The sequence below is a fragment of the Bacillus sp. T17B1 genome (assembly GCF_026796395.1).
Lineage (GTDB): Bacteria > Bacillota > Bacilli > Bacillales > Bacillaceae > Bacillus > Bacillus spizizenii_A.
Genome location: NZ_JALAYA010000020.1, coordinates 19390 through 45605, shown reverse-complemented (window position 1 = coordinate 45605; position 26216 = coordinate 19390). Strand labels below are relative to the sequence as shown.

Annotated in this window: 23 protein-coding genes; all 23 read left to right on the top strand. The window is 42.2% G+C overall.

Annotated elements, in window-relative coordinates:
- Window positions 1-13: 13 nt before the first annotated feature.
- A complete protein-coding gene (gene fliQ, locus MOF34_RS11330) occupies window positions 14-283 on the top strand; it encodes a flagellar biosynthesis protein FliQ (protein WP_003220888.1) in 270 nt (89 codons plus the stop codon).
- A gap of 7 nt (window positions 284-290) precedes the next feature.
- A complete protein-coding gene (gene fliR / locus MOF34_RS11325; RefSeq protein ID WP_268400208.1) occupies window positions 291-1073 on the top strand; it encodes a flagellar biosynthetic protein FliR in 783 nt (260 codons plus the stop codon).
- Complete coding sequence (gene flhB / locus MOF34_RS11320) at window positions 1070-2152, top strand: flagellar biosynthesis protein FlhB (protein ID WP_268400207.1); 1083 nt, start codon at window positions 1070-1072, stop codon at window positions 2150-2152. Before fliR ends, flhB begins: the two co-directional genes overlap by 4 nt.
- A 32-nt stretch (window positions 2153-2184) precedes the next feature.
- On the top strand, window positions 2185-4218 hold the full coding sequence (flhA, locus tag MOF34_RS11315) for a flagellar biosynthesis protein FlhA (protein ID WP_268400206.1): 2034 nt from the start codon (window positions 2185-2187) through the stop codon (window positions 4216-4218).
- Window positions 4218-5318 carry a flagellar biosynthesis protein FlhF gene (gene flhF, locus MOF34_RS11310; RefSeq protein WP_268400205.1) on the top strand — a complete coding sequence of 367 codons (1101 nt, stop codon included), beginning with the start codon at window positions 4218-4220 and terminating at the stop codon, window positions 5316-5318. Before flhA ends, flhF begins: the two co-directional genes overlap by 1 nt.
- Window positions 5309-6205, top strand: coding sequence for a flagellum location/number ATPase FlhG (gene flhG / locus MOF34_RS11305; RefSeq protein WP_268400204.1), 897 nt, complete (start codon window positions 5309-5311; stop codon window positions 6203-6205). The genes flhF and flhG overlap by 10 nt, the downstream gene beginning before the upstream one ends.
- A gap of 1 nt (window position 6206) precedes the next feature.
- Window positions 6207-7277 carry a protein-glutamate O-methylesterase CheB gene (gene cheB, locus MOF34_RS11300; RefSeq protein WP_268400203.1) on the top strand — a complete coding sequence of 357 codons (1071 nt, stop codon included), beginning with the start codon at window positions 6207-6209 and terminating at the stop codon, window positions 7275-7277.
- 5 nt (window positions 7278-7282) lie between these two features.
- Window positions 7283-9298: a chemotaxis protein CheA gene (gene cheA / locus MOF34_RS11295; protein WP_268400202.1), complete on the top strand. Its 2016-nt coding sequence runs from the start codon at window positions 7283-7285 to the stop codon at window positions 9296-9298.
- Between the two features lie 21 nt (window positions 9299-9319).
- Window positions 9320-9790 carry a chemotaxis protein CheW gene (gene cheW / locus MOF34_RS11290; RefSeq protein WP_003220905.1) on the top strand — a complete coding sequence of 157 codons (471 nt, stop codon included), beginning with the start codon at window positions 9320-9322 and terminating at the stop codon, window positions 9788-9790.
- Window positions 9791-9808: 18 nt separating this feature from the next.
- Entirely contained in the window at window positions 9809-10438 is a 630-nt protein-coding gene (gene cheC / locus MOF34_RS11285; protein WP_019714425.1) for a CheY-P phosphatase CheC, read from the top strand.
- Complete coding sequence (gene cheD / locus MOF34_RS11280) at window positions 10435-10935, top strand: chemoreceptor glutamine deamidase CheD (RefSeq protein ID WP_268400201.1); 501 nt, start codon at window positions 10435-10437, stop codon at window positions 10933-10935. Before cheC ends, cheD begins: the two co-directional genes overlap by 4 nt.
- Window positions 10936-10957: 22 nt before the next feature.
- Complete coding sequence (sigD, locus tag MOF34_RS11275) at window positions 10958-11722, top strand: RNA polymerase sigma-28 factor SigD (protein WP_019714427.1); 765 nt, start codon at window positions 10958-10960, stop codon at window positions 11720-11722.
- A gap of 28 nt (window positions 11723-11750) precedes the next feature.
- Window positions 11751-12245: a DUF6115 domain-containing protein gene (locus MOF34_RS11270; RefSeq protein WP_268400200.1), complete on the top strand. Its 495-nt coding sequence runs from the start codon at window positions 11751-11753 to the stop codon at window positions 12243-12245.
- A gap of 143 nt (window positions 12246-12388) precedes the next feature.
- A complete protein-coding gene (rpsB, locus tag MOF34_RS11265) occupies window positions 12389-13129 on the top strand; it encodes a 30S ribosomal protein S2 (RefSeq protein WP_003220918.1) in 741 nt (246 codons plus the stop codon).
- 101 nt (window positions 13130-13230) lie between these two features.
- On the top strand, window positions 13231-14112 hold the full coding sequence (gene tsf / locus MOF34_RS11260; RefSeq protein WP_019714429.1) for a translation elongation factor Ts: 882 nt from the start codon (window positions 13231-13233) through the stop codon (window positions 14110-14112).
- 145 nt (window positions 14113-14257) lie between these two features.
- Window positions 14258-14980 carry a UMP kinase gene (pyrH, locus tag MOF34_RS11255; protein WP_003220923.1) on the top strand — a complete coding sequence of 241 codons (723 nt, stop codon included), beginning with the start codon at window positions 14258-14260 and terminating at the stop codon, window positions 14978-14980.
- A gap of 1 nt (window position 14981) precedes the next feature.
- Entirely contained in the window at window positions 14982-15539 is a 558-nt protein-coding gene (gene frr, locus MOF34_RS11250; protein ID WP_003220926.1) for a ribosome recycling factor, read from the top strand.
- A 130-nt stretch (window positions 15540-15669) separates the two neighbouring features.
- Window positions 15670-16452 carry an isoprenyl transferase gene (locus MOF34_RS11245; protein ID WP_268400199.1) on the top strand — a complete coding sequence of 261 codons (783 nt, stop codon included), beginning with the start codon at window positions 15670-15672 and terminating at the stop codon, window positions 16450-16452.
- A gap of 3 nt (window positions 16453-16455) precedes the next feature.
- Complete coding sequence (cdsA, locus tag MOF34_RS11240; RefSeq protein ID WP_268400198.1) at window positions 16456-17265, top strand: phosphatidate cytidylyltransferase; 810 nt, start codon at window positions 16456-16458, stop codon at window positions 17263-17265.
- 61 nt (window positions 17266-17326) lie between these two features.
- Window positions 17327-18478, top strand: coding sequence for a 1-deoxy-D-xylulose-5-phosphate reductoisomerase (gene dxr / locus MOF34_RS11235; RefSeq protein ID WP_268400197.1), 1152 nt, complete (start codon window positions 17327-17329; stop codon window positions 18476-18478).
- Window positions 18479-18484: 6 nt separating this feature from the next.
- A complete protein-coding gene (gene rseP, locus MOF34_RS11230; protein ID WP_268400196.1) occupies window positions 18485-19753 on the top strand; it encodes an RIP metalloprotease RseP in 1269 nt (422 codons plus the stop codon).
- Window positions 19754-19785: 32 nt separating this feature from the next.
- Window positions 19786-21480 carry a proline--tRNA ligase gene (proS, locus tag MOF34_RS11225; protein WP_268400195.1) on the top strand — a complete coding sequence of 565 codons (1695 nt, stop codon included), beginning with the start codon at window positions 19786-19788 and terminating at the stop codon, window positions 21478-21480.
- 108 nt (window positions 21481-21588) lie between these two features.
- Complete coding sequence (locus tag MOF34_RS11220) at window positions 21589-25902, top strand: PolC-type DNA polymerase III (protein WP_268400194.1); 4314 nt, start codon at window positions 21589-21591, stop codon at window positions 25900-25902.
- Window positions 25903-26216: the final 314 nt, after the last annotated feature.

Genomic DNA, 26216 nt, shown 5'->3' with positions numbered 1-26216 from the left:
GTAGGTGCTAAACGTGAGTTCAGAATTTGTAATTTCTATGGCGGAAAAAGCCGTATACGTAACGCTGATGATCAGCGGGCCATTATTGGCTATCGCTTTACTGGTCGGTTTAATCGTCAGCATATTTCAGGCGACAACTCAAATCCAGGAACAGACTTTGGCGTTTATTCCGAAAATCGTGGCGGTTCTTCTGGCCCTGATTTTTTTTGGTCCATGGATGCTGTCCACCATTCTTTCATTTACAACAGAGCTGTTTTCTAATTTAAACCGTTTTGCAGGGTAATGTAGAGATGAATTCAATTATTGACTTATTTCCTGCTTTTTTATTGGTTTTTATTAGAATCTCTGCTTTTTTTGTAACGATTCCGCTTTTCGGACACCGAAATGTTCCAGCAGTTCATCGTATTGGATTTGCTTTTTTTCTCGCGGTCATTTGTTTCAGCACCATTGATAAACCTCCCTCTTTGGAGATAGATGGGCAGTATATGCTCTTGACGTTTAAAGAAGCTTTGGTTGGCCTCTGTCTAGGCTTAATTGCTTATATGATGATTGCTGCAGTACAGATTGCCGGCTCGTTTATTGATTTTCAAATGGGATTTTCAATTGCGAACGTTATTGATCCTCAAACAGGTGCACAAAGTCCGTTAATCGGCCAGTTTATCTATACGATGGCACTTTTGTTTATGCTGAGTGTCAATGCCCATCATTTACTACTGGACGGTATTTACTACAGCTTTCAGTATATTTCAGTTGATCAGGCATTTCCGAATTTCGGCGATGAAAAGTTTGCTTATTTTATCGCAAAAAGCTTTAATGCGATGTTTATTATTGCTTTTCAAATGTCAGCGCCGGTTGTCGCTAGTTTGTTTCTTGTTGATTTAGCATTAGGTATCGTGGCTCGATCTGTTCCGCAATTAAATGTATTTGTGGTCGGTCTGCCTTTAAAGATCGCTATCAGTTTCATCATGCTCATTGTGTGTATGTCTGTTATGTTCGTCGTTGTGCGGAATGTCTTCAGTTTAACGATTGAAACGATGCGGAATCTTTTAGCATTGGTCGGTGTTTCTTCATGAACCTTAGAATTGACCTGCAGTTTTTTGCTGGAGAGAAGACAGAGAAAGCTACTCCGAAAAAACGGAAGGATACGCGAAAAAAAGGACAGGTTGCCAAAAGCGTAGATGTCAATACGGCCGTTTCGTTATTAGTGATATTCCTTTCGTTCATTGCGATTGGTCCGTTTATGAGGGACAGGCTGCTGTCATTTTTAGAAACATTTTATACCGAGTCGCTCACAATGAAGCTCTCAGAATCAAATGTTCATACACTGTTTATCAGCTTATTAAAGGATACTGCCTTTGTGCTTGCACCTATTATGCTTGTGGCTCTTGTCGCAGGGGTCGTCAGCAACTATATACAGGTTGGGTACTTGTTTTCTGCTGAAGTGATAAAGCCCAAGCTTGAAAAGCTGGACCCGATCAAAGGCTTTAAACGAATATACAGTATGAGGGCGATTGTAGAGCTAATTAAATCCATATTGAAAATCACTGTTGTCGGTTTTGCGGCTTTTGCTGTGCTTTGGCTGCACTATGGAGAAATTCTCCGGCTCCCGCTCCTGACACCCGAAGAGGCACTTTCTTTTGTTTCAAAACTCACCTTGTGGATGGGGCTGAGTGGTGCAGGGGCTTTGTTGATACTTGCTGGTCTCGACTATTTATATCAGAGATTTGACTATGAGAAAAATATCAAAATGTCAAAGCAAGATATAAAAGATGAGTACAAAAAATCTGAAGGAGACCCGATTATCAAGTCTAAAATTAAACAAAGACAGCGGGAAATGGCAATGAGGCGGATGATGCAAGAAGTTCCCAAAGCTGATGTCATTATCACAAACCCGACCCACTATGCGATTGCCCTGAAATATGATGAAGAAAAAATGGACGCTCCTTATATTGTTGCAAAAGGTGTCGACCATCTGGCGTTAAAAATCAGGAAAATTGCTAAAGAGCATGATGTCATGATGGTAGAAAACAGACCGCTTGCCCGTGCGTTATATGACCAGGTAGAAATTGACCAGGCAGTGCCGGAAGAATTTTTTAAAGTCTTGGCAGAAATTCTGGCTTACGTATATAAAACAAAACAAAAAGTATATTGAATTTTTCGATTTAGAAGGAGAGAAAAAACAGCATGTCAACAAGAGATTTATCCGTTTTAATAAGTGTTGTCCTCATTGTGGCGATGCTGGTGATTCCATTTCCTCCATGGCTGTTAAGTATTTTAATCATTATTAATATTTCTCTTGCATTGATCGTGCTTCTTACCACAATGAATATGCAAGAAGCGCTTCAGTTTTCGATTTTCCCGTCACTGTTGCTGCTTTTAACCTTATTTCGTTTGGGCTTGAACGTATCAACTACCCGTTCTATTCTTTCACATGGTGAAGGAGGAAAAGTCGTCGAGACTTTCGGAAATTTCGTTGTCGGCGGAAATGTATTAGTTGGACTCGTTGTATTTATCATCCTCATTATTATTCAGTTTATCGTCATTACGAAAGGCGCTGAACGTGTTTCCGAGGTTGCAGCAAGGTTTACGCTGGACGCAATGCCAGGGAAGCAGATGAGTATTGATGCTGACTTAAACGCAGGGATGATTACCGAACAGGAAGCGAAGCACCGCCGCGAAAAAGTGGCAAGAGAAGCAGACTTTTATGGAGCAATGGACGGTGCCAGTAAATTTGTAAAAGGTGACGCAATAGCCGGGATCATCATTGTGATGATCAATATTCTTTTTGGTATCGTGATCGGAATGCTTCAGCAGGGGATGTCCATTCAAGAGGCCGCTTCACAATTTACGATGCTGACTGTAGGGGATGGAATTGTTTCGCAAATTCCGGCGCTGTTAATTTCTACAGCTACGGGTATTGTCGTGACAAGAGCTGCCTCTGAAGGAAACTTAGGGCATGACATTACAGGTCAGCTGTTTGCTTATCCAAAGCTTTTATACGTCGCAGCATCTACGATTTTGCTTCTTGGTATTTTCACTCCGATTGGCATTTTTCTGACGGGTCCGCTTGCAGGGCTGCTTGCATTCGGCGCTTATATGCTATCTAAATCAGGTAAGGAAAAAGAAGAAGTGGAAGAGATTCTCGAGGAAGAGGCTGAGGTTGACGATCTTAAAAGCCCTGAAAGCGTTGTTCAGCTTCTGCACATCGATCCAATAGAATTTGAGTTTGGGTATGGTTTGATACCGCTTGCTGATGCCAATCAAGGCGGTGATCTATTAGACCGAATTGTCATGATACGCCGTCAGTTGGCTCTGGAACTCGGGCTTGTCATTCCTGTCGTGCGCATCAGAGACAATATAGCGTTGCAGCCTAATGAATACCGATTGAAAATTAAAGGTAACGAAGTAGCAAAAGGCGAGCTGTTGCTTGATCATTATTTAGCGATGTCGCCTACACCTGAAGACGATCTCATTGAAGGGATTGAAACAGTGGAACCGTCATTCGGACTGCCGGCAAAATGGATTAGCGAATCGGTAAAAGATGAAGCTGACATGCTTGGTTATACAGTTGTCGATCCCGCTTCAGTCGTTTCGACCCATATCACGGAGAAAATTAAGCAGTATGCCCACGAATTGATCGGAAGACAGGAGACGAAACAACTGATTGACCACTTGAAAGAAACGTATCCAGTCCTTGTGGAAGAGGTTACGCCAAATCCGTTGTCTGTCGGTGATATTCAAAAGGTGCTGGCTAAGCTTTTAAAAGAAAAAGTTTCAATCCGAAACTTAGTAACGATTTTTGAAACCCTTGCCGACTATGGAAAATTAACAACAGATTCTGATCTTTTGACCGAGTATACAAGACAGGCATTGGCTAAACAAATTACAGCCCAGTTTGCCAAAGAAAATGAAGTGTTGAAGGTTGTTACCTGTTCGGGTCGTGTAGAAAAGGCAATTGCAGATGGTGTGCAGCAAACGGAACACGGGAATTATTTGTCGCTTGAACCAGATGTTTCAGAAAGTATTGTGCGCTCTGTTGCTAAAGAAGCCGAACAGCTCTCATTACGTCAGGAAACTGCGATTCTTCTCTGCTCGCCGCCTGTCAGAATGTATGTGAAACAGCTTCTGGAGCGATACTTCCCTGATCTTCCGGTACTGTCTTATAACGAATTAGAGGCGAATGTTGAGGTACAAAGCATTGGAGTGGTGGATATTTAATGAAAATAAAAAAATTTACTGCTGCTTCAATGCAAGAAGCGGCACTTCTCATTAGAAAAGAGTTAGGTAATGAAGCGGTCATATTAAATTCGAAAAAAATTAAAAAGCGAAAATGGTTCGGGCTCATCAACAAGCCTGCTGTTGAAGTCATTGCCGTATTGGATCAGGGCTTTCTTGAGAATAAAACGCTACAGAAAGCAGATGAGCCGAAACAAACATTAAAAACTCCTCTCAGCAGTCCGAAAATAGAGGAGAGGACATATCCCGCTCAAATTCCGGCACAACATGAGCCCGCTGATTTTTCAGCTTATCAATCTGTACTTCCTGAGCCGCTGCGAAAAGCAGAAAAGCTTCTGCAAGAAACGGGGATTAAAGAGTCGACCAAGACGAGCGCGCTGAAAAAATTGCTTCGCTGCTCTGTGGAAGCGGGAGGTCTGACGGAAGAAAACGTGGTCGATAAACTTCAGGATATACTATGCGATACGCTGCCCTCAGCAGACAAGTGGCAGGAGCCTATTCACTCAAAGTATATCGTGCTGTTTGGTTCAACAGGGGCTGGAAAAACAACAACGCTGGCTAAGCTCGCAGCCATATCTATGCTTGAAAAACAGAAAAAAATCGCTTTTATTACAACAGATACGTATCGAATAGCAGCTGTTGAACAGTTGAAAACATACGCTGAACTGCTGCAGGCTCCTCTGGAAGTTTGCTATACAAAAGAAGAATTCCAGCAGGCGAAGGAGTTATTTTCTGAGTTTGATCATGTGTTCATTGATACAGCCGGAAGAAACTTCAAGGAGCAGCAATACATTGATGAATTGAAAGAAACGATTCCTTTTGAGAGCAGCATTCAATCATTTCTCGTTTTATCCGCGACTGCAAAATATGAAGATATGAAGCATATTGTCAAACGGTTTTCATCCGTCCCTGTCAATCAGTTTATTTTTACGAAAATAGATGAGACTACTTCCTTAGGCTCTGTATTTAATATACTGGCAGAATCAAAAATAGGGGCCGGGTTTATCACGAATGGCCAGAATGTGCCGGAGGATATACAGACTGTATCTCCGCTTGATTTTGTAAGGATGCTGTGCAGATGAACAGATTTGACCAAGCAGCAACTTTACGGGCGAAAATGGAAAAGCGTCAGCGTGTTCTGCCAATGGTTTATTCACAAAAAGCGAAGACACTTGCTGTCATCAGCGGCAAGGGCGGTGTCGGCAAATCCAATATTACTTTAAACATGGCCCTTGCGCTGCAGGATAAAGGTAAGAAGGTACTGCTTATTGATCTTGATATTGGGATGGGGAACATTGATATATTAATGGGAACCTCATCGTCCGCGACAATTATCGATGTATTAACCGATCGAAAGCCTTTGATGCAGTCATTATCCAATGGACCAAAGGGTTTGCGGTATATACCAGGGGGAACCGGTCTGGATGTAATGTTTCAGCTGGACCAGAGAACATGGGCATTTTTTGCTAATGAGCTTTCTCATGCGTTAAGCCAGTTCGATTATGTGCTGTTTGACATGGGAGCGGGCTTATCAAAAGATCAGCTGCCTTTTATTTTATCGGCAGAAGATATTTTGATCATAACAACTCCCGAACCGACGGCCATCATGGACGCATACAGCGCTGTCAAGCACTTGGTTTTGACAGAAAATAAACTTTCCATGAAGGTGGCTGTCAATCGGTGCCGTGATCAAAAGGAAGGGCTAGACGCTTTTACCCGCCTTTCCCGCACGATTCGTATGTTTTTAGATGCTCAGGTTCAGTTTGCCGGTTCCGTTTCTGACGATGCGATCGTGAGCAAAGCAGTTGTCGAACAGGTTCCTTTTTTCATAAAAAGTCCTCAGGCAAAAGCCAGCCGGTCAGTCCGTCTTTTAGCGGACGCCTTGTTTGAAAGAGAAGAAACAAGACACAAAGAAGACAAACAGACATTTATTGAGAAATTATCTTCTTTTTTAATGAGGAGGGCTTAATTTGATTCGTGTGCTTGTAGTTGATGATTCAGCTTTCATGAGAAAAATGATAAGTGATTTTTTAACCGAGGAAAAGCAGATAGAGGTAATCGGAACTGCGAGAAACGGAGAAGAAGCGCTTAAGAAGATTAAGTTACTGAAGCCCGATGTTATTACTCTTGATGTTGAAATGCCGGTCATGAACGGGACAGACACACTGCGCAACATTATTGAGATTTATAACTTGCCGGTCATCATGGTGTCAAGCCAGACAGAGAAAGGTAAAGAGTGCACTATTAATTGTTTAGAGATCGGCGCCTTTGACTTTATCACAAAACCATCAGGCTCCATATCTCTGGATTTGTACAAAATTAAAGAACAATTAGTTGAACGTGTCATCGCGGCTGGGCTTTCCGGCAAGCGGAAACAGCCTGTTTCACAGGCAGTTCGGCCCGAACCTATAGTGCGTGCTGTAAAGCCTGAATTAAGCAAGCCGAAACCCGGCACAGGCAGACAAATTGTATGTATCGGCACTTCAACAGGCGGTCCAAGAGCGTTACAAAAGGTGATACCGAAGCTCCCTAAGGATTTAAGCGCACCAGTGGTTGTTGTTCAGCACATGCCTGAAGGTTTTACTGCTTCATTGGCTGAGCGGCTGAATCATTTATCTGACATTCAAGTTAAAGAAGCAAAAGATGGTGAAACAGCTCTTAACGGCTGTGTTTACATAGCACCGGGAGGCAAAAACATATCCGTTATCAAAAACAGCGCAGGACTCCAGATCGTGCTTGATAATCTCGATACGCCAAGCCGTCATAAACCATCAGCTGATTATTTATTCCGTTCTGTCGGAAAACTGGCAGACTATGAAAAAGTAGCGGTTATCATGACCGGAATGGGAAGTGACGGCACTGCCGGCTTAAGGGATATGCTTACGGCCGGCAATGTGAAAGCCATCGCGGAGTCTGAAGAATCTTGTGTCGTATATGGGATGCCGAGAGCAGCTGTTAAAGCGGGGCTCATCCATGAGATTAAACATGTGGAAGATATCGCAGCATCCATCACAAGCTGTGTGAAAAAAGAGAGGGTGTGATTCAAATGGATATGAATCAGTATTTAGATGTCTTTATTGATGAGAGTAAAGAACATTTACAAACATGTAATGAAAAGCTTCTCCTTTTAGAGAAAGACCCGACTGACCTTCAGCTCGTTCATGATATATTCAGGGCTGCCCATACATTAAAAGGAATGAGCGCAACGATGGGCTATACCGACTTAGCACATCTAACCCACCTGCTTGAGAATGTGCTGGATGCAATCCGAAACGGAGACATGGCAGTTACCCCAGAATGGCTGGATATTTTGTTTGAAGCCCTGGATCACCTGGAAGCCATGGTTCAATCTATTATTGATGGCGGGGATGGTAAAAGAGATATCTCAGAAGTGAGTGCAAAGCTTGATGTGAATGGTGCACACACTGAAATAGCTGCCTCTGCGGAACCAGCAGAAGCACAGAATACAGCATCTGATTGGAAATATGATGAATTTGAGCGGACTGTCATACAAGAAGCGGAGGAGCAAGGCTTCAAACGATATGAAGTCAAGATTTCTCTAAACGAAAACTGTATGTTAAAAGCAGTCCGTGTCTATATGGTGTTTGAGAAACTTAATGAAATTGGAGAAGTAGCCAAAACAGTTCCGAGTGCGGAAGTGCTTGAAACAGAAGATTTCGGCACTGACTTTCAAGTTTGTTTCTTAACACATCAATCAGCGGAAGAGATTGCTCAATTAATCAATGGCGTCTCAGAAATTGAGCATGTTGAAGTCATTCAAGGGGCTCCTTTAACAACAGCTGAAAAGCCGGAAGAATCTAAGCCGGCAGATTTGCCAGCACCTGTACCTGTGAAGCAGGAGAAACCAAAACAGCCTGCTAAAAACGAAGAACAGGCGAAGCATACAGCCGGCGGTTCTAAAACAATTCGTGTCAACATTGACAGACTTGATTCTTTAATGAACTTATTTGAAGAGCTTGTCATTGACCGCGGGCGTCTCGAGCAGATTGCAAAAGAGCTTGAGCACAATGAACTGACTGAAACGGTTGAACGAATGACGAGAATTTCTGGGGATTTGCAATCGATTATTCTTAATATGAGAATGGTTCCGGTTGAAACCGTTTTTAACCGCTTCCCGAGAATGATTCGCCAGCTTCAAAAAGAGCTGAATAAAAAAATCGAACTCTCGATTGTCGGTGCGGAAACTGAACTGGATCGAACAGTAATTGATGAAATCGGAGATCCTCTCGTTCACTTGATCAGAAACAGTATTGATCATGGTATCGAGTCACCGGAAACACGTTTGCAAAAGGGAAAACCGGAATCTGGAAAAGTTGTGCTTAAAGCCTATCACAGCGGCAACCATGTCTTTATTGAGGTAGAGGATGATGGTGCAGGCCTTAATCGTAAAAAAATTCTTGAAAAAGCGCTTGAGCGCGGGGTCATTACGGAAAAAGAAGCTGAAACCTTGGAAGACAATGAAATTTACGAATTGATCTTTGCTCCAGGGTTCTCTACTGCTGATCAGATTTCTGATATTTCCGGCCGTGGTGTCGGACTTGATGTTGTAAAAAACAAACTGGAGTCTCTGGGCGGTTCAGTCAGTGTGAAATCTGCAGAAGGTCAAGGCTCTCTATTCAGCATCCAGCTTCCGCTTACCTTGTCCATTATTTCAGTTCTCCTGATCAAATTGGAAGAAGAGACATTTGCTATTCCAATTTCTTCAATTATTGAAACGGCAGTTATTGACAGAAAAGACATTTTGCAAACGCATGACCGTGAAGTGATTGACTTTAGAGGGCATATTGTCCCTGTCGTTTATTTAAAAGAAGAGTTTAAAATAGAAGATACAAGACAAGATGCGGAACAGCTCCATATCATTATCGTGAAAAAAGGCGACAAACCTACTGCATTTGTGGTGGACTCCTTTATTGGCCAACAGGAAGTTGTGCTGAAATCACTCGGAGATTATTTAACAAATGTCTTTGCAATTTCCGGAGCTACTATTTTAGGAGATGGAGAAGTAGCGCTCATTATTGATTGTAATGCACTGATTATTTAACCATTCGAGGAGGTGTCTCACATGACTGCAGAAATTAAAACGGGCGAAAAAATGATTGTCTTTATGGTTAATGGCAAAGAATATGCCATTTCCGTCACTCAGGTGAAATCAATTGAAAAATGGCAAAAGCCAACGAGAGTGCCTGGCGTCGAACCATATATTTGCGGAGTAATCAATTTGCGCGGGGTAGTGACTCCGGTTATTGATTTAAGAAAACGCCTGAATTTGCCAGAGTATGAAATTACCGATGAAACACGAATTATCATTATTGCTTATCGTGATACTGAAATCGGCTGGATCGTGGATGAAGCTAATGATGTGATTACCGTACAAGAAAGTGAAATCGAATCCGCTCCAGAAAGCATCCAGAAAGATACGGATGTGTCGATCGAACAGATTGTGAAACAAGAGAACAGACTCTTAAATATTATTGATGCGAACGCGGTTTTGGATAAAGAATCATCTCAGTCCGCTGTGCCCGATCAAGCTTAATCTTAAAGGGGTTATGACATGAGTATTTTTAATGGAATCAAAGAAGAGCAGATGGACATTTTGCGGGAAGTCGGCAATATAGGCGCTGGCCACTCCGCCTCTGCAATGGCACAGCTGTTAAATAGAAAGATAGATATGGAAGTCCCATTTGCAAAGCTGTTGTCTTTCGATGAGCTTGTCGATTTTTTCGGCGGCGCCGATATCCCGGTTGCCAGCATCTTTTTAAGAATGGAAGGCGATTTAACGGGTTCAATGTTCTTTATAATGCCTTTTTATCAGGCGGAGCAGTTTATCAGAGAGCTGATTGGAAACCCCGATTTTGATATAGAGGACTTAGGCGAAGATCATATGAGCTCATCCGCTTTGCATGAACTGGGCAATATTTTAGCAGGATCATATTTAACAGCTTTGGCGGATTTGACGAAACTCCAGCTTTATCCAAGTGTTCCTGAAGTTTCACTTGACATGTTCGGCGCTGTGATTAGCGAAGGGTTGATGGAACTCAGTCAGGTCGGAGAACACGCTATTGTTGTGGACACGTCAATTTTTGACCAGAGCCATCAGCAAAAGCTGAAAGCGCATATGTTTATGCTGCCGGACTATGATTCATTTGAAAAGCTCTTTGTTGCCTTGGGTGCATCATTATGAGTACAACTGAGGCTGTTGTTGTAAAGGTTGGAATTGCTGACGTGAAGATCGCCAGCTTCCCGGACACCATCAGGACCTCTGGGTTGGGATCATGTGTGGGACTGGTGCTTTATGATAAAGAAAAGCAGACGGCGGGGCTTGTTCATGTCATGCTTCCTGATTCGACGTTATCGAAAACTGCCGAACTCAATCGGGCTAAGTATGCTGACACAGCCGTAAAGACCACGATTGATATGTTGATAGAAGCCGGATGCCGGAAATTCGCATTAAAAGCAAAGCTGGCCGGCGGATCAGAGATGTTTAAATTTAAATCGACAAATGATTTGATGAAGATAGGACCGAGAAATGTATTAGCGATAAAAGAACAGCTGTCTTTATATAATATTCCTATCATTAGTGAAGATACGGGCGGCTCAAGCGGCCGGACGATAGAATTTGAACCGAAGTCCTGCATGCTGCATATTCGAACTGTTAAACAAGGTGAAAAAACGATTTAATTAAGGTATTAGGGGGATAACAATGCAATCCTTGAATTATGAAGATCAGGTGCTTTGGACGCGCTGGAAAGAGTGGAAAGATCCTAAAGCCGGTGACGATTTAATGCGCCGTTACATGCCGCTTGTTACATATCATGTAGGCAGAATTTCTGTCGGGCTGCCGAAATCAGTGCATAAAGACGATCTTATGAGCCTTGGTATGCTTGGTTTATATGATGCCCTTGAAAAATTTGACCCCAGCCGGGACTTAAAATTTGATACCTACGCCTCGTTTAGAATTCGCGGCGCAATCATAGACGGGCTTCGTAAAGAAGATTGGCTGCCCAGAACCTCACGCGAAAAAACAAAGAAGGTTGAAGCAGCAATTGAAAAGCTTGAACAGCGTTATCTTCGGAATGTATCGCCCGCAGAAATTGCAGAGGAACTCGGAATGACGGTACAGGATGTCGTGTCAACAATGAATGAAGGTTTTTTTGCAAATCTGCTGTCAATTGATGAAAAGCTCCATGATCAAGATGACGGTGAAAACATTCAGGTCATGATCAGAGATGACAAGAATATTCCGCCTGAAGAAAAGATTATGAAGGATGAACTGATTGCACAACTTGCTGAAAAAATTCACGAACTCTCTGAAAAAGAACAGCTTGTTGTCAGTTTGTTCTACAAAGAGGAGCTGACATTGACAGAAATCGGACAAGTATTAAATCTTTCTACGTCCCGCATATCACAGATCCATTCAAAGGCATTATTTAAATTAAAGAATCTGCTGGAAAAAGTGATTCAATAAAGAAATTCATGGTTAGCGAGTGAAAAACATGTCAACACTATTATGGCTTTTAAGCTTTACGCTCCATGGCGTTCTTCTGTACGCTGTCATTATCTTGTATACGAGGCTCGCGGCTGTGAAGGAAACAGAAAAACAGCAAAAGAAGATACTTGAAGAGACGGAAAACACACTGGCTGCATTTCTTCTTGAATTAAAAGAAGAAAATGAGAAACTGATAGAAAATATCGGTTCACCTTCAAGTCATACGGAAGAAGAAACCGAAAATTCAGACCTTCGGCACCCTGAAAAAGATTCAGAGCAGGATGCTGCTCGAGAAGAAGAGAATCCTCTTAAAGGTCTGATTACTGAGGTTGAGCGTCAGGAAGAGAGTGTAAACAGCATTGCCCAATCATTTGAAGACCGGGTCATAGAATTATATGAGCAGGGGTATTCGGCCAGTCAAATTGCTCAGAAACTGAAGAGCGGAAAGACAGAAATCGAGCTATTTTTAAAATTTCGCTCCAAAGGTGTAAAGGATTCTTGATTGTCGGATAAAGCTGTGTTATATTATGTCTTGGTGTTAAATACACACGCTTAACGATTTATGCAGAGGGTGCTGCAGGCGGCAGTTCTGCACAAAAATGACCTAAGCGGAGGAAAAAAACCATTATATTAGGAGGAAATAACATGTCAGTCATTTCTATGAAGCAATTGCTTGAAGCTGGTGTTCACTTCGGTCACCAAACACGCCGTTGGAACCCAAAAATGAAGCGTTATATTTTCACGGAGCGTAACGGAATTTACATCATTGACCTTCAAAAAACAGTCAAAAAAGTAGAGGAAGCTTACAACTTCACTAAAAATCTTGCTGCTGAAGGCGGAAAAATCCTTTTCGTCGGAACAAAAAAACAAGCTCAAGATTCTGTTAAAGAAGAAGCTCAACGCTCTGGCATGTACTATGTCAACCAACGCTGGTTGGGCGGTACATTAACAAACTTTGAAACAATCCAAAAACGTATTAAACGTCTTAAAGACATTGAAAAAATGCAAGAAAACGGTACGTTTGATGTACTTCCTAAAAAAGAAGTTGTTCAATTGAAAAAAGAATTAGAGCGTCTTGAAAAATTCCTGGGCGGAATTAAAGATATGAAGGATCTTCCTGATGCATTGTTCATCATCGATCCTCGTAAAGAGCGCATCGCTGTTGCGGAAGCTCGCAAATTAAACATCCCTATCATCGGTATCGTAGATACTAACTGTGATCCAGATGAAATCGATGTTGTCATCCCAGCGAACGATGACGCTATCCGTGCTGTTAAACTTCTAACTTCTAAAATGGCAGATGCAATCTTAGAAGCGAAGCAAGGCGAAGAAGAAGCAGAAGTTGCTGAAGAAACTGCACCAGAAACAGAAACAACAACTGCGTAACCTATTCAAAAGGTGATAAGAGGGACTGCCTTTTATCACCTTTTTTCAAGAAAAATGTGTAATATACATACTCTTGTTTTAACATATAAGGAGGAATACAAATGGCAATTACTGCACAGCAAGTAAAAGAACTGCGTGAAAAAACTGGCGCGGGCATGATGGATTGTAAAAAAGCGTTAACTGAAACTGACGGAGATATGGACAAAGCAATTGACCTTTTAAGAGAAAAAGGGATTGCGAAAGCAGCGAAAAAAGCTGACCGTATCGCGGCAGAAGGTTCTACTCTTATTAAAACTGACGGCAACAAAGGCGTTATCTTAGAAGTAAACTCTGAAACTGACTTCGTTGCGAAAAACGAAGGCTTCAAAGAGCTACTTAACACTTTAGCTGACCACCTTCTTGCAAATGCTCCAGCAGATGTTGAAGAAGCAATGGCTCAAAAAATGGAAAATGGCTCTACTGTTGAAGAATACATCACAAGTGCAGTTGCTAAAATTGGTGAGAAAATCACTCTTCGCCGCTTTACAGTTCTTACAAAAGACGACAGCTCTGCATTCGGTGCTTACCTACACATGGGCGGCCGCATCGGCGTATTAACTGTTCTAAACGGTACAACTGACGAAGAAACTGCGAAAGATATCGCAATGCACGTTGCTGCGGTTAACCCTCGTTACATTTCTCGTGATCAAGTATCTGAAGAAGAAAGAAATCATGAGCGTCAAATTTTAACTCAGCAAGCCCTTCAAGAAGGTAAACCTGAAAACATCGTAGCGAAAATGGTTGAAGGCCGTCTGAACAAATTCTTCGAAGAAATTTGTCTTTTAGACCAAGCGTTCGTTAAAAACCCAGATGAAAAAGTGAAACAAGTGGTTGCAGCGAAAAACGCAACTGTTCAAACTTATGTACGCTATGAAGTTGGAGAAGGCATCGAAAAACGTCAAGAAAACTTTGCTGAAGAAGTAATGAACCAAGTGAAAAAATAATGGCGAAAAGATTTCGCGGCCAAGTCGCGTCTTTTCAGGCAGTATAGGGGACACACTTTGTGTTCCCTATTTTTAAAACTATATTTACAAACCTTTTTTTCTCTTGCATAATAGAAAACGGCAATGTTTACACTTGGAGGTTATCATGGAAAAACCAAAATACAAACGTATCGTATTAAAGCTTAGCGGGGAAGCATTGGCAGGAGAACAGGGAAACGGAATTAACCCAACTGTCATTCAATCCATTGCAAAGCAAGTGAAAGAAATCGCTGAGCTTGAAGTCGAAGTGGCTGTTGTAGTAGGCGGCGGCAACTTATGGCGCGGAAAAACAGGAAGTGACCTGGGCATGGACCGTGCAACTGCTGACTATATGGGAATGCTGGCAACAGTTATGAATTCGCTTGCTCTCCAAGACAGCTTGGAAACACTCGGAATCCAGTCCAGAGTGCAAACATCCATTGAAATGAGACAAGTTGCTGAACCGTACATAAGAAGAAAAGCGATACGCCACTTAGAGAAAAAACGTGTCGTTATTTTCGCTGCGGGCACAGGAAACCCATATTTCTCAACTGATACGACAGCTGCACTGCGGGCTGCTGAAATTGAAGCAGACGTTATTTTAATGGCTAAAAATAATGTTGACGGTGTGTATAACGCTGATCCTAGAAAAGATGAATCAGCTGTTAAGTATGAATCACTTTCTTATCTTGACGTTCTTAAAGACGGCCTGGAAGTCATGGATTCAACAGCATCATCTTTATGCATGGATAATGACATTCCGCTTATCGTCTTTTCTATTATGGAAGAAGGAAACATCAAACGTGCCGTTATCGGTGAATCAATCGGAACGATCGTGAGGGGGAAATAACGTGTCAAAAGAAGTATTAACTCAAACAAAAGAAAAAATGGAAAAAGCAATTGCTGCTTATCAACGTGAATTGGCTACTGTACGCGCAGGCCGTGCAAATCCATCTCTATTAGATAAAGTAACGGTTGAATATTACGGAGCACAGACACCTTTAAATCAGCTCTCTTCTATTAACGTGCCTGAAGCTCGTATGCTCGTTGTAACGCCGTACGACAAATCAGCAATCGGCGATATCGAAAAAGCAATTTTAAAAGCTGATCTAGGTATTACGCCAACAAGTGACGGCAATATGATTCGAATTGCGATACCGGCGTTAACAGAAGAAAGACGGAAAGAATTAGTGAAAGTTGTAAAAAAATATGCTGAAGACGCGAAAGTAGCTGTCCGTAACGTTCGCCGTGATGCTAACGATGATCTCAAAAAACTTGAGAAAAACGGAGACATTACCGAGGATGAACTGCGTGCTTCAACTGAAGATGTTCAAAAACTGACAGATGAATATGTGTCAAAAATTGACAGTGTCACAAAAGACAAAGAAAAAGAAATCATGGAAGTTTAATGAAAAACTATGTACAATAGATAATAGTGAAAAGACCCTCTCATGTTTACAGGGGGTTTTTTTGTTAATACTGTTGATTACATTGATTATCAGCAGGGAATGCAACCTTTTTGGGTGACGGAGGAATCTCATGCTCAACATACTCAAAAATTGGAAGAACCAGCAAACTGCGGCTTCCAACTTAGAACGTTATACAAAAGAAGACATACTTAAGGGAGAAATTCCCGAACACATCGCCATTATCATGGATGGAAATGGCCGTTGGGCTAAAAAACGCTCTCTTCCCCGAATTGCAGGCCACCATGAAGGGATGAAGGTGGTAAAAAGGACAACGAAGCTTGCAAACGAATTAGGTGTAAAAGTACTGACATTGTATGCATTCTCAACAGAAAACTGGAAGAGACCGAAAATGGAAGTCGATTTTTTGATGAAACTTCCGGAAGAATTTTTGAATACGTATCTTCCAGAACTTGTTGAGGAAAATGTACAGGTTCGGATCATTGGAGATAAAACGGCTTTACCGGCACACACATTACGTGCGATTGAAAAGGCGGTACAGGATACGGCACAAAACGACGGAATGATTCTTAATTTTGCTCTTAATTATGGAGGCCGTACTGAGATTGTCACTGCTGCAAAAACACTCGCGGAAAAAGTGAAGGATGGCTCCTTGAATATTGAAGACATCGATGAATCTCTTTTTTCTAATTATTTAATGACTGAATCTTTGCAGGATCCTGAACTTTTAATTCGAACGAGCGGCGAGATTAGACTAAGCAATTTTATGCTATGGCAGGTTGCCTACAGTGAATTTGTCTTTACTGACGTCTTGTGGCCTGACTTTAAAGAAGATCACTTCTTACAGGCGTTAGGAGAATATCAGCAAAGAGGCCGGAGGTTTGGCGGAATTTAGAGGATGGTGCACATGAAACAAAGAATTTTGACAGGTGTTCTGGCAGCAATTGTATTTTTATTTTTGGTTATTGTCGGGAAATTGCCGTTCACCATATTAATTTATGTTATGGGCAGTGTGGCGCTTTTTGAACTTTTACGAATGAAAAAGCTGAAGCTGGTTTCACTGCCGGGTTTGATCGGCCTTTTATTATTGTGGATGTTCTTATTGCCAAGCCAGTATTCGTTTTTTGAAGCGGACGGTATTTCAAAAATGGAAATCGCTTTGTTTGCGGTACTGCTTTTGCTGACTTACACAGTGTTGGTGAAAAACACCTTTACTTTTGATGAAGTCGGTTTTATTATGCTTGCAGCAATTTACATCGGAATGTGTTTTCATTATTTTATAGAAATCAGAAATCTTGACCAATACGGGTTAACATACATTTTTTACGCGTGTGTCGTGATTTGGTCCACTGATTCCGGTGCATATTTTGTCGGGAAAGCACTTGGTAAGCGAAAACTGTGGCCTGAAATCAGTCCGAATAAAACAGTGGAAGGATTTGTAGGTGGAATTGTTATCGCGCTTGTATTGGCGACGATTTTTCAGGTTGTTGCACACCTTCCGGTCCCGTATATCTATCTGTTATTGATCACGCTGTTTTTGTCTGTCTTCGGACAACTTGGAGATTTAGTGGAATCCGCCTTAAAAAGACATTATGATGTAAAGGATTCTGGAACAATTCTTCCCGGGCATGGCGGTATCTTAGACCGTTTTGACAGTTTCTTGTTTGTTATGCCTTTCTTGTACTTTCTGCTTGCCATTTTTTCATAAAAACGTCTAATATGAATATGAGACTGATTATGCAGCAAAAAGAATAGGAGTAGTGGCAACTTTGAAGAATATTTGTCTTTTAGGAGCAACAGGATCAATCGGCGAACAGACACTTGACGTACTTCGTACACATCAAGATCAATTTCAGCTGGTATCTATGTCGTTTGGCAGAAATATTGATAAGGCCGTCCCAATGATAGAGGCCTTTCAGCCGAAGTTTGTCTCTGTCGGTGATCTAGATACATATCGTAAATTAAAACAAATGTCTTTTTCTTTTGAATGCCAAATTGGGCTGGGGGAAGAGGGACTGATAGAAGCAGCAGTAATGGAGGAGGTTGACATCGTTGTCAACGCCTTGCTCGGAAGTGTTGGTCTTATCCCTACGTTAAAGGCAATTGAACAGAAAAAAACAATTGCGCTTGCAAATAAGGAAACTCTTGTCACTGCAGGGCATATAGTAAAAGAACACGCTAAGAAATTCGATGTTCCGCTGCTGCCTGTTGACAGTGAGCATTCAGCCATTTTTCAAGCGCTGCAAGGCGAACAGGCTAAAAACATCGAACGCCTCATCATTACGGCATCCGGCGGAAGTTTTCGGGACAAGACGCGGGAGGAGCTCGAATCAGTAACAGTTGAGGACGCATTAAAACATCCAAATTGGTCAATGGGTGCAAAAATTACGATTGATTCGGCTACAATGATGAATAAGGGGTTAGAGGTGATCGAGGCACATTGGCTTTTCGATATACCATATGATCAAATTGATGTGGTCTTACATAAGGAGAGCATCATCCATTCAATGGTTGAGTTCCATGACAAAAGTGTGATCGCACAGCTCGGAACTCCGGATATGAGGGTTCCAATTCAATATGCGCTCACTTACCCTGACCGGTTGCCATTACCAGATGCGAAAAGGCTTGAATTATGGGAAATCGGCAGCCTCCATTTTGAGAAAGCTGATTTTGACAGGTTCCGCTGCTTACAATTTGCTTTTGAATCAGGTAAAATAGGAGGAACAATGCCGACAGTGCTTAATGCGGCAAATGAAGTAGCTGTCGCTGCCTTTTTAGCCGGCAAGATACCGTTTTTGGCTATTGAAGACTGTATCGAAAAGGCACTATCCCGCCATCAGCTAGTTAAAAAACCGAGTCTGGCGGACATTCAAGAAGTGGACAAAGATACCCGGGGATACGTCAATTCAATACTCACATAAGGTGGTATGTTCGTGAATACAGTTATAGCGTTTATCATTATTTTCGGAACGCTCGTTTTCTTCCATGAACTGGGCCATTTATTGCTAGCCCAAAGAGCGGGAATTCTCTGCCGTGAATTTGCGATCGGCTTCGGTCCAAAGATTTTTTCTTTCAAAAAAAATGAAACAGTTTATACGATCAGGCTCCTTCCAGTCGGCGGATTTGTCCGTATGGCTGGCGAAGATCCGGAAATGATTGAGGTGAAACCCGGTTACACGGTTGGGCTTCTGTTTAATAAAGAAGATCAAGTTGAGAAAGTCATCATCAATCAAAAGGAAAAATACCCGGATGCTTTAGTCATCGAAGTAGAAACAGCGGATTTAGAGCATGACATGAAGATCACAGGCTATGAACAGGGGAAAGAGGATGAGCTTTCCAGCTTTACTGTCAGCCAAACATCCTTTTTCATTGTAGACGGAGAAGAAGTGCAGATTGCGCCGTATAATCGCCAATTTGGTTCCAAACCTGTGTGGCAGCGGATTAAAGCGATTGCTGCAGGGCCGATTATGAACTTTATTTTAGCTTACGTCATTTTAGTGATGCTTGGGCTGATTCAAGGCGTGCCGTCAAATGATCCTGTGCTCGGGCAGCTGACAGACAATGGCCGGGCGGCCGAAGCGGGGCTAAAAGAAGGGGATTATATCCAAAGCATTAACGGAGAGAAAATGAGGTCATGGACTGACATTGTCTCCGCTGTAAAAGAAAATCCGGAAAAAGAAATGGATGTTTCTGTAAAAAGAAATGACAAAACGCTTCATATTGCAGTGACTCCGGAAGCTGTGAAGGATGAGAACAAAAAAACAATCGGACGTTTCGGTTCCTATGCGCCGACTGAAAAAGGTGTTCTATCAGCAGTTGCTTACGGCGCGACATCAACAGTTGATGTCACCAAAGCCATTTTAACCAACTTAAGCAAATTAGTAACAGGCCAATTTAAACTTGATATGCTGTCAGGTCCGGTCGGCATATATGACATGACAGACCAAGTGGCGAAAACAGGGTTAGTGAACTTATTCCAGTTTGCTGCGTTTTTAAGCATTAACCTTGGGATTGTCAACTTGCTTCCAATTCCGGCACTTGACGGAGGAAGACTGTTATTCCTATTTATTGAAGCAATTCGGGGCAAGCCGATTAACAGGGAAAAAGAAGCATTTGTTGTGTTTATCGGGGTAGCTTTCTTAATGCTTCTTATGCTGGTCGTCACATGGAATGATATCCAGCGGCTGTTCTTGTAAACGAAAAGTAAATCAATCAGAGGTGCGAAGAAATGAGACAAAGCTTGACGCTTATTCCTACGCTCCGTGAAGTTCCAGCTGATGCCGAAGCAAAAAGTCATCAGCTTCTTCTGAGAGCAGGATTTATCAGACAGAATACGAGCGGGGTATACAGCTATATGCCTCTTGCGTATAAGGTGATTCAAAACATTCAGCAGATTGTTCGTGAAGAAATGGAGAAAATTGATGCCGTTGAAATGCTTATGCCCGCATTGCAGCAGGCTGAGACATGGCAGGAATCAGGCAGATGGTATACGTATGGTCCTGAACTGATGAGACTAAAAGACCGTCATGGCCGTGAGTTTGCTTTAGGGGCTACGCATGAAGAAGTTATCACTTCACTTGTTCGCGATGAGGTTAAATCTTATAAGCGTCTCCCTCTGACTCTGTATCAAATTCAGTCTAAGTTCAGAGATGAAAAACGTCCTCGCTTCGGTTTGTTAAGAGGCCGCGAATTTATTATGAAGGATGCGTATTCTTTCCATGCATCTGAAGAGAGTCTGGATGAAACGTATCAAAAAATGTACGAGGCCTATTCTAATATTTTTGCCCGCTGCGGCATTAATGTAAGACCTGTCATTGCCGATTCAGGTGCAATGGGAGGAAAGGATACGCACGAGTTTATGGCACTTTCTGCAATCGGTGAGGATACAATTGCATATTCAGATGAATCACACTATGCGGCTAATATCGAAATGGCTGAAGTTCTTTACCAAGAAGTACCTTCTGATGAAGAGCCTAAAGCTTTAGAGAAAGTCCAAACGCCTAACGTGAAAACAATTGAAGAACTGACTGCGTTTTTACAGGTTTCCGCTGAAACCTGTATTAAATCGGTCTTGTTTAAAGCAGATGACCGTTTTGTCTTAGTGCTTGTAAGAGGCGACCATGAAGTCAACGATATTAAAGTGAAAAACCTGCTTCAAGCAGAAGTTGTGGAGCTTGCCACATCTGAAGAGGTCATTCAGCAGCTCGGAACAGAGCCAGGCTTTGTCGGTCCTGTCGGTGTCAATCAAGATGTTGAAGTATATGCCGATCAGGCTGTGAAAGCAATGGTCAATGCTGTTGCCGGTGCGAATGAAGGAGATCATCATTATAAAAATGTCAACGTGAACCGTGATGCGCAAATTAAAGAATTCGCTGATCTTCGTTTCATTAAAGAAGGTGATCCTTCACCAGATGGTAAGGGCACGATCCGTTTTGCGGAAGGAATTGAGGTTGGACAAGTCTTTAAACTCGGAACACGCTATTCTGAAGCGATGAATGCGACATACTTAGACGAAAACGGACGCGCACAGCCAATGCTGATGGGCTGTTACGGAGTAGGTGTGTCAAGAACGCTTTCAGCTATTGCTGAACAGCATCACGACGAAAAAGGATTAATATGGCCAAAAAGCGTTGCGCCGTACGATCTTCATATTCTTGCTTTGAATATGAAAAACGATTCGCAAAGAGAGCTTGCTGAAAAGCTGTATGCTAATTTAAAAGCAGAAGGCTATGAAGTGCTCTATGACGATCGTGCTGAACGCGCCGGCGTAAAATTTGCTGATTCAGATCTAATTGGCCTTCCAATCCGCATCACTGTCGGAAAACGTGCGGACGAAGGAATTGTCGAAGTGAAAATCCGTCAAACAGGTGAGTCAACTGAGGTTTCAGTAGACGAATTATCTGCTTTTATCTGCAAGCAGTAATCACCATAACGATTTATCAAAAAACATGTTAAAATAGAAATAATAGAAGGTACCTCATTGCCTGAGGTACCTTCACTTATGATGTTTTTAGGGAGGGATACTGTCTTAATGGAACAGTTATCAGTAAACAGAAGGCAGTTTCAAATTCTTCTGCAGCAGATTAATATGACAGATGATACCTTCATGACATACTTGGAAGATGGCGAGATTAAAAAGCTGACAATACACAAAGCTTCTAAGTCTTGGCATTTTCATTTTCAATTTAAATCTTTGCTGCCTTTTCAAATATATGACACATTAACAACGAGGCTGACGCAATCGTTTGCCCACATAGCAAAAGTGACATCTTCAATTGAAGTGCAGGATGCCGAGGTTAGTGAAAGTATCGTTCAAGACTACTGGTCACGATGCATTGAAGAATTGCAAGGCATTTCGCCGCCGATTATCAGTCTCTTAAACCAGCAAAAACCGAAGCTGAAGGGAAATAAACTAATTGTCAAAACAAAAACGGATACAGAAGCAGCTGCTCTTAAGAACAAATACAGTTCCATGATACAAGCCGGCTACCGTCAATTTGGGTTCCCAGACCTTCAGCTTGACGCTGAAATATTTGTATCCGAGCAAGAAGTTCAAAAGTTTCGGGAGCAAAAGCTTGCAGAAGACCAAGAGCGGGCCATGCAGGCGCTGATTGAAATGGAGAAGAAAGATAAAGAAAGTGATGAAGATCAAGTGCCATCTGGGCCTCTTGTCATCGGTTACCAAATTAAAGATAACGAAGAAATCAGGACGCTTGACAGCATCATGGACGAAGAACGGAGAATTACAGTCCAAGGTTACGTGTTTGACGTGGAGACCCGCGAGCTGAAAAGCGGGCGTACGCTGTGTATCTTCAAAATTACAGACTACACAAATAGTATTTTAATCAAAATGTTTGCACGTGAAAAAGAAGATGCGGCACTAATGAAGTCTCTGAAAAAAGGAATGTGGGTAAAAGCACGCGGAAGCATTCAAAATGACACTTTCGTCAGAGATCTCGTCATGATCGCAAATGATGTAAACGAAATAAAAGCAAAAACCCGGGAAGATTCGGCTCCTGAAGGAGAAAAAAGAGTGGAATTGCATTTGCATTCTCCGATGAGCCAAATGGATGCTGTTACAGGTATTGGAAAGCTTGTCGAACAGGCGAAAAAATGGGGGCATGAGGCCATCGCTTTGACGGACCATGCTGTCGTTCAATCCTTCCCTGATGCGTATGCTGCCGCCAAAAAGCATGGAATTAAAATGATTTACGGAATGGAAGCGAATCTCGTTGATGATGGCGTGCCAATTGCTTATAACGCTGCACACCGTCTGCTTGAGGAAGAAACATATGTTGTTTTTGACGTCGAGACGACGGGACTGTCTGCTGTATACGATACTATTATTGAGCTGGCTGCAGTAAAAGTAAAAGGCGGAGAAATTATTGATAAATTTGAGGCGTTTGCGAACCCGCACCGTCCGCTTTCAGCCACGATCATAGAGCTGACTGGCATCACCGATGATATGCTTCGCGACGCTCCTGATGTCGTAGATGTGATAAGAGATTTCAGAGAATGGATTGGCGATGATATCCTTGTCGCTCATAATGCGAGCTTTGATATGGGATTCTTAAACGTAGCTTATAAAAAGCTTCTTGAAGTTGAAAAAGCTAAAAATCCAGTCATTGATACGCTTGAGCTTGGCCGTTTTCTCTATCCGGAATTTAAGAACCACCGTTTGAACACACTTTGTAAAAAGTTTGATATCGAACTGACACAGCATCACCGAGCGATCTATGATACTGAGGCGACTGCTTACTTACTTCTGAAAATGCTGAAGGACGCAGCTGAAAAAGGCATTCAATACCATGATGAGCTGAATGAAAATATGGGTCAGTCCAATGCTTATCAAAGATCTAGACCGTATCATGCAACATTACTCGCTGTGAACAGCACGGGGCTTAAAAATTTATTTAAGCTTGTGTCACTTTCGCATATTCATTATTTTTACAGAGTGCCACGTATCCCGAGGTCTCAGCTTGAGAAATACAGGGAAGGGCTTCTGATCGGTTCAGCCTGTGACAGGGGAGAGGTTTTTGAAGGGATGATGCAAAAATCGCCTGAAGAGGTTGAAGATGTGGCGTCATTCTATGATTATCTTGAGGTTCAGCCGCCTGAAGTGTACCGTCACTTGCTGGAGCTTGAACTGGTCCGCGATGAAAAATCGCTGAAAGAAATTATTACGAATATCACGAAATTGGGTGAAAAGCTTAATAAACCGGTTGTTGCTACAGGAAATGTACATTACTTGAATGATGAGGATAAAATTTACAGGAAGATTTTAATATCTTCTCAAGGCGGCGCCAATCCGTTGAACAGACATGAACTCCCGAAAGTGCATTTCAGAACGACAGACGAAATGCTTGAAGCATTTTCTTTTTTAGGCGAAGAAAAAGCGAAGGAAATCGTTGTTACCAATACCCAAAAGGTTGCTTCTTTAATCGATGATATCAAGCCGATTAAAGATGATTTGTATACACCGAAAATTGAAGGCGCCGATGAAGAAATCAGAGAAATGAGCTATCAGCGTGCAAGAAGCATTTACGGCGAACAGCTGCCTGAAATTGTCGAAGCGCGGATTGAAAAAGAATTAAAGAGTATCATTGGACACGGCTTCGCTGTTATTTACTTGATCTCTCACAAACTTGTAAAACGTTCACTAGATGACGGGTATCTCGTAGGTTCCCGTGGTTCCGTAGGATCTTCATTAGTTGCGACGCTTACTGAGATTACTGAGGTTAACCCGCTGCCGCCGCACTATGTCTGCTCTGAGTGCCAGCATTCTGAGTTCTTTAATGACGGTTCTGTCGGTTCCGGTTTTGACTTGCCCGACAAGCTATGTCCTCATTGCGGAACACCTTTGAAAAAAGACGGCCATGATATTCCGTTTGAAACGTTCTTAGGATTTAAAGGGGACAAAGTACCTGATATCGATTTGAACTTCTCAGGGGAATATCAGCCCCAAGCACACAATTACACAAAAGTATTGTTCGGAGAAGACAATGTATATCGAGCGGGAACAATAGGCACAGTTGCAGAAAAAACAGCCTACGGTTATGTAAAAGGCTACGCCGGAGACCATAACCTCCATATGCGCGGGGCCGAAGTAGATCGGCTCGTACAGGGATGTACAGGTGTAAAACGTACAACTGGACAGCACCCTGGGGGTATTATCGTAGTTCCGGATTATATGGATATTTATGATTTTTCACCGATTCAGTTCCCGGCAGATGCCACGGGTTCAGAGTGGAAAACGACTCATTTTGATTTCCACTCCATCCATGATAACCTGTTAAAACTGGATATTCTCGGACACGATGACCCGACCGTCATTCGGATGCTTCAAGACTTAAGCGGAATTGATCCGAAAACAATTCCAACCGATGATCCTGAAGTGATGAAGATTTTCCAGGGACCCGAATCACTCGGTGTTACAGAAGAACAGATCGGCTGTAAAACAGGAACTCTTGGAATCCCTGAATTCGGAACAAGATTTGTCCGGCAGATGCTTGAAGACACAAAGCCGACAACTTTTTCCGAGCTCGTTCAGATTTCAGGCTTGTCTCATGGAACTGATGTATGGCTCGGCAATGCGCAAGAGCTCATCCACAATAATATTTGTGAGCTGAGTGAGGTTATCGGGTGCCGTGACGACATAATGGTTTATTTAATCTATCAAGGTCTTGAGCCGTCCCTTGCCTTTAAAATCATGGAATTTGTGCGTAAAGGAAAAGGATTAACGCCTGAATGGGAAGAAGAAATGAAAAATAACAATGTCCCAGACTGGTATATTGATTCTTGTAAAAAGATTAAATACATGTTCCCGAAAGCCCACGCCGCGGCTTATGTATTAATGGCAGTCCGCATTGCTTACTTTAAAGTACATCATGCGCTTCTGTATTATGCGGCTTATTTTACCGTCCGTGCAGACGACTTTGATATCGATACAATGATCAAGGGCTCTACGGCAATCAAGGCGGTAATGGAGGATATTAATTCTAAAGGGCTTGATGCTTCACCGAAGGAAAAAAACCTTCTGACTGTTTTAGAATTAGCGCTTGAAATGTGTGAGAGAGGCTATTCATTCCAAAAAGTCGATTTATATCGCTCCAGCGCTACAGAGTTCATTATTGACGGCAACAGTCTTATCCCGCCGTTTAACTCCATTCCTGGATTAGGGACGAACGCCGCTCTAAACATTGTAAAGGCTCGTGAAGAAGGCGAATTCCTCTCAAAAGAAGATTTGCAAAAGAGAGGGAAAGTGTCAAAAACGATTCTAGAGTATTTAGATCGTCACGGCTGCCTCGAATCACTGCCTGATCAAAACCAATTGTCATTGTTCTAACATAGAAGCAGAATTTCTCTCGGAATTCTGCTTCTATGCATATATATCCACAAAAAGTGCCATCGTAATATTAGAGTTTCTGTCATTTGCTTAGGTATGAAGGTAAGCGTATATTCATTTGCAATAAAAATATGGTTATGGTATAGTTTTATTGGAAATGCTAACGATTACCGAGGCAAAGAGTGGGGAAACCCGCTCTTTTGTATTGAACAAGAGAATTTTGTCTCGACATGTTCATCGTTTACTTTTTAGCCCCTGCTCTCCTGAAGCAGGGTTTTTATGCAGAGTGACGAGACGAATATGATATCGACAGC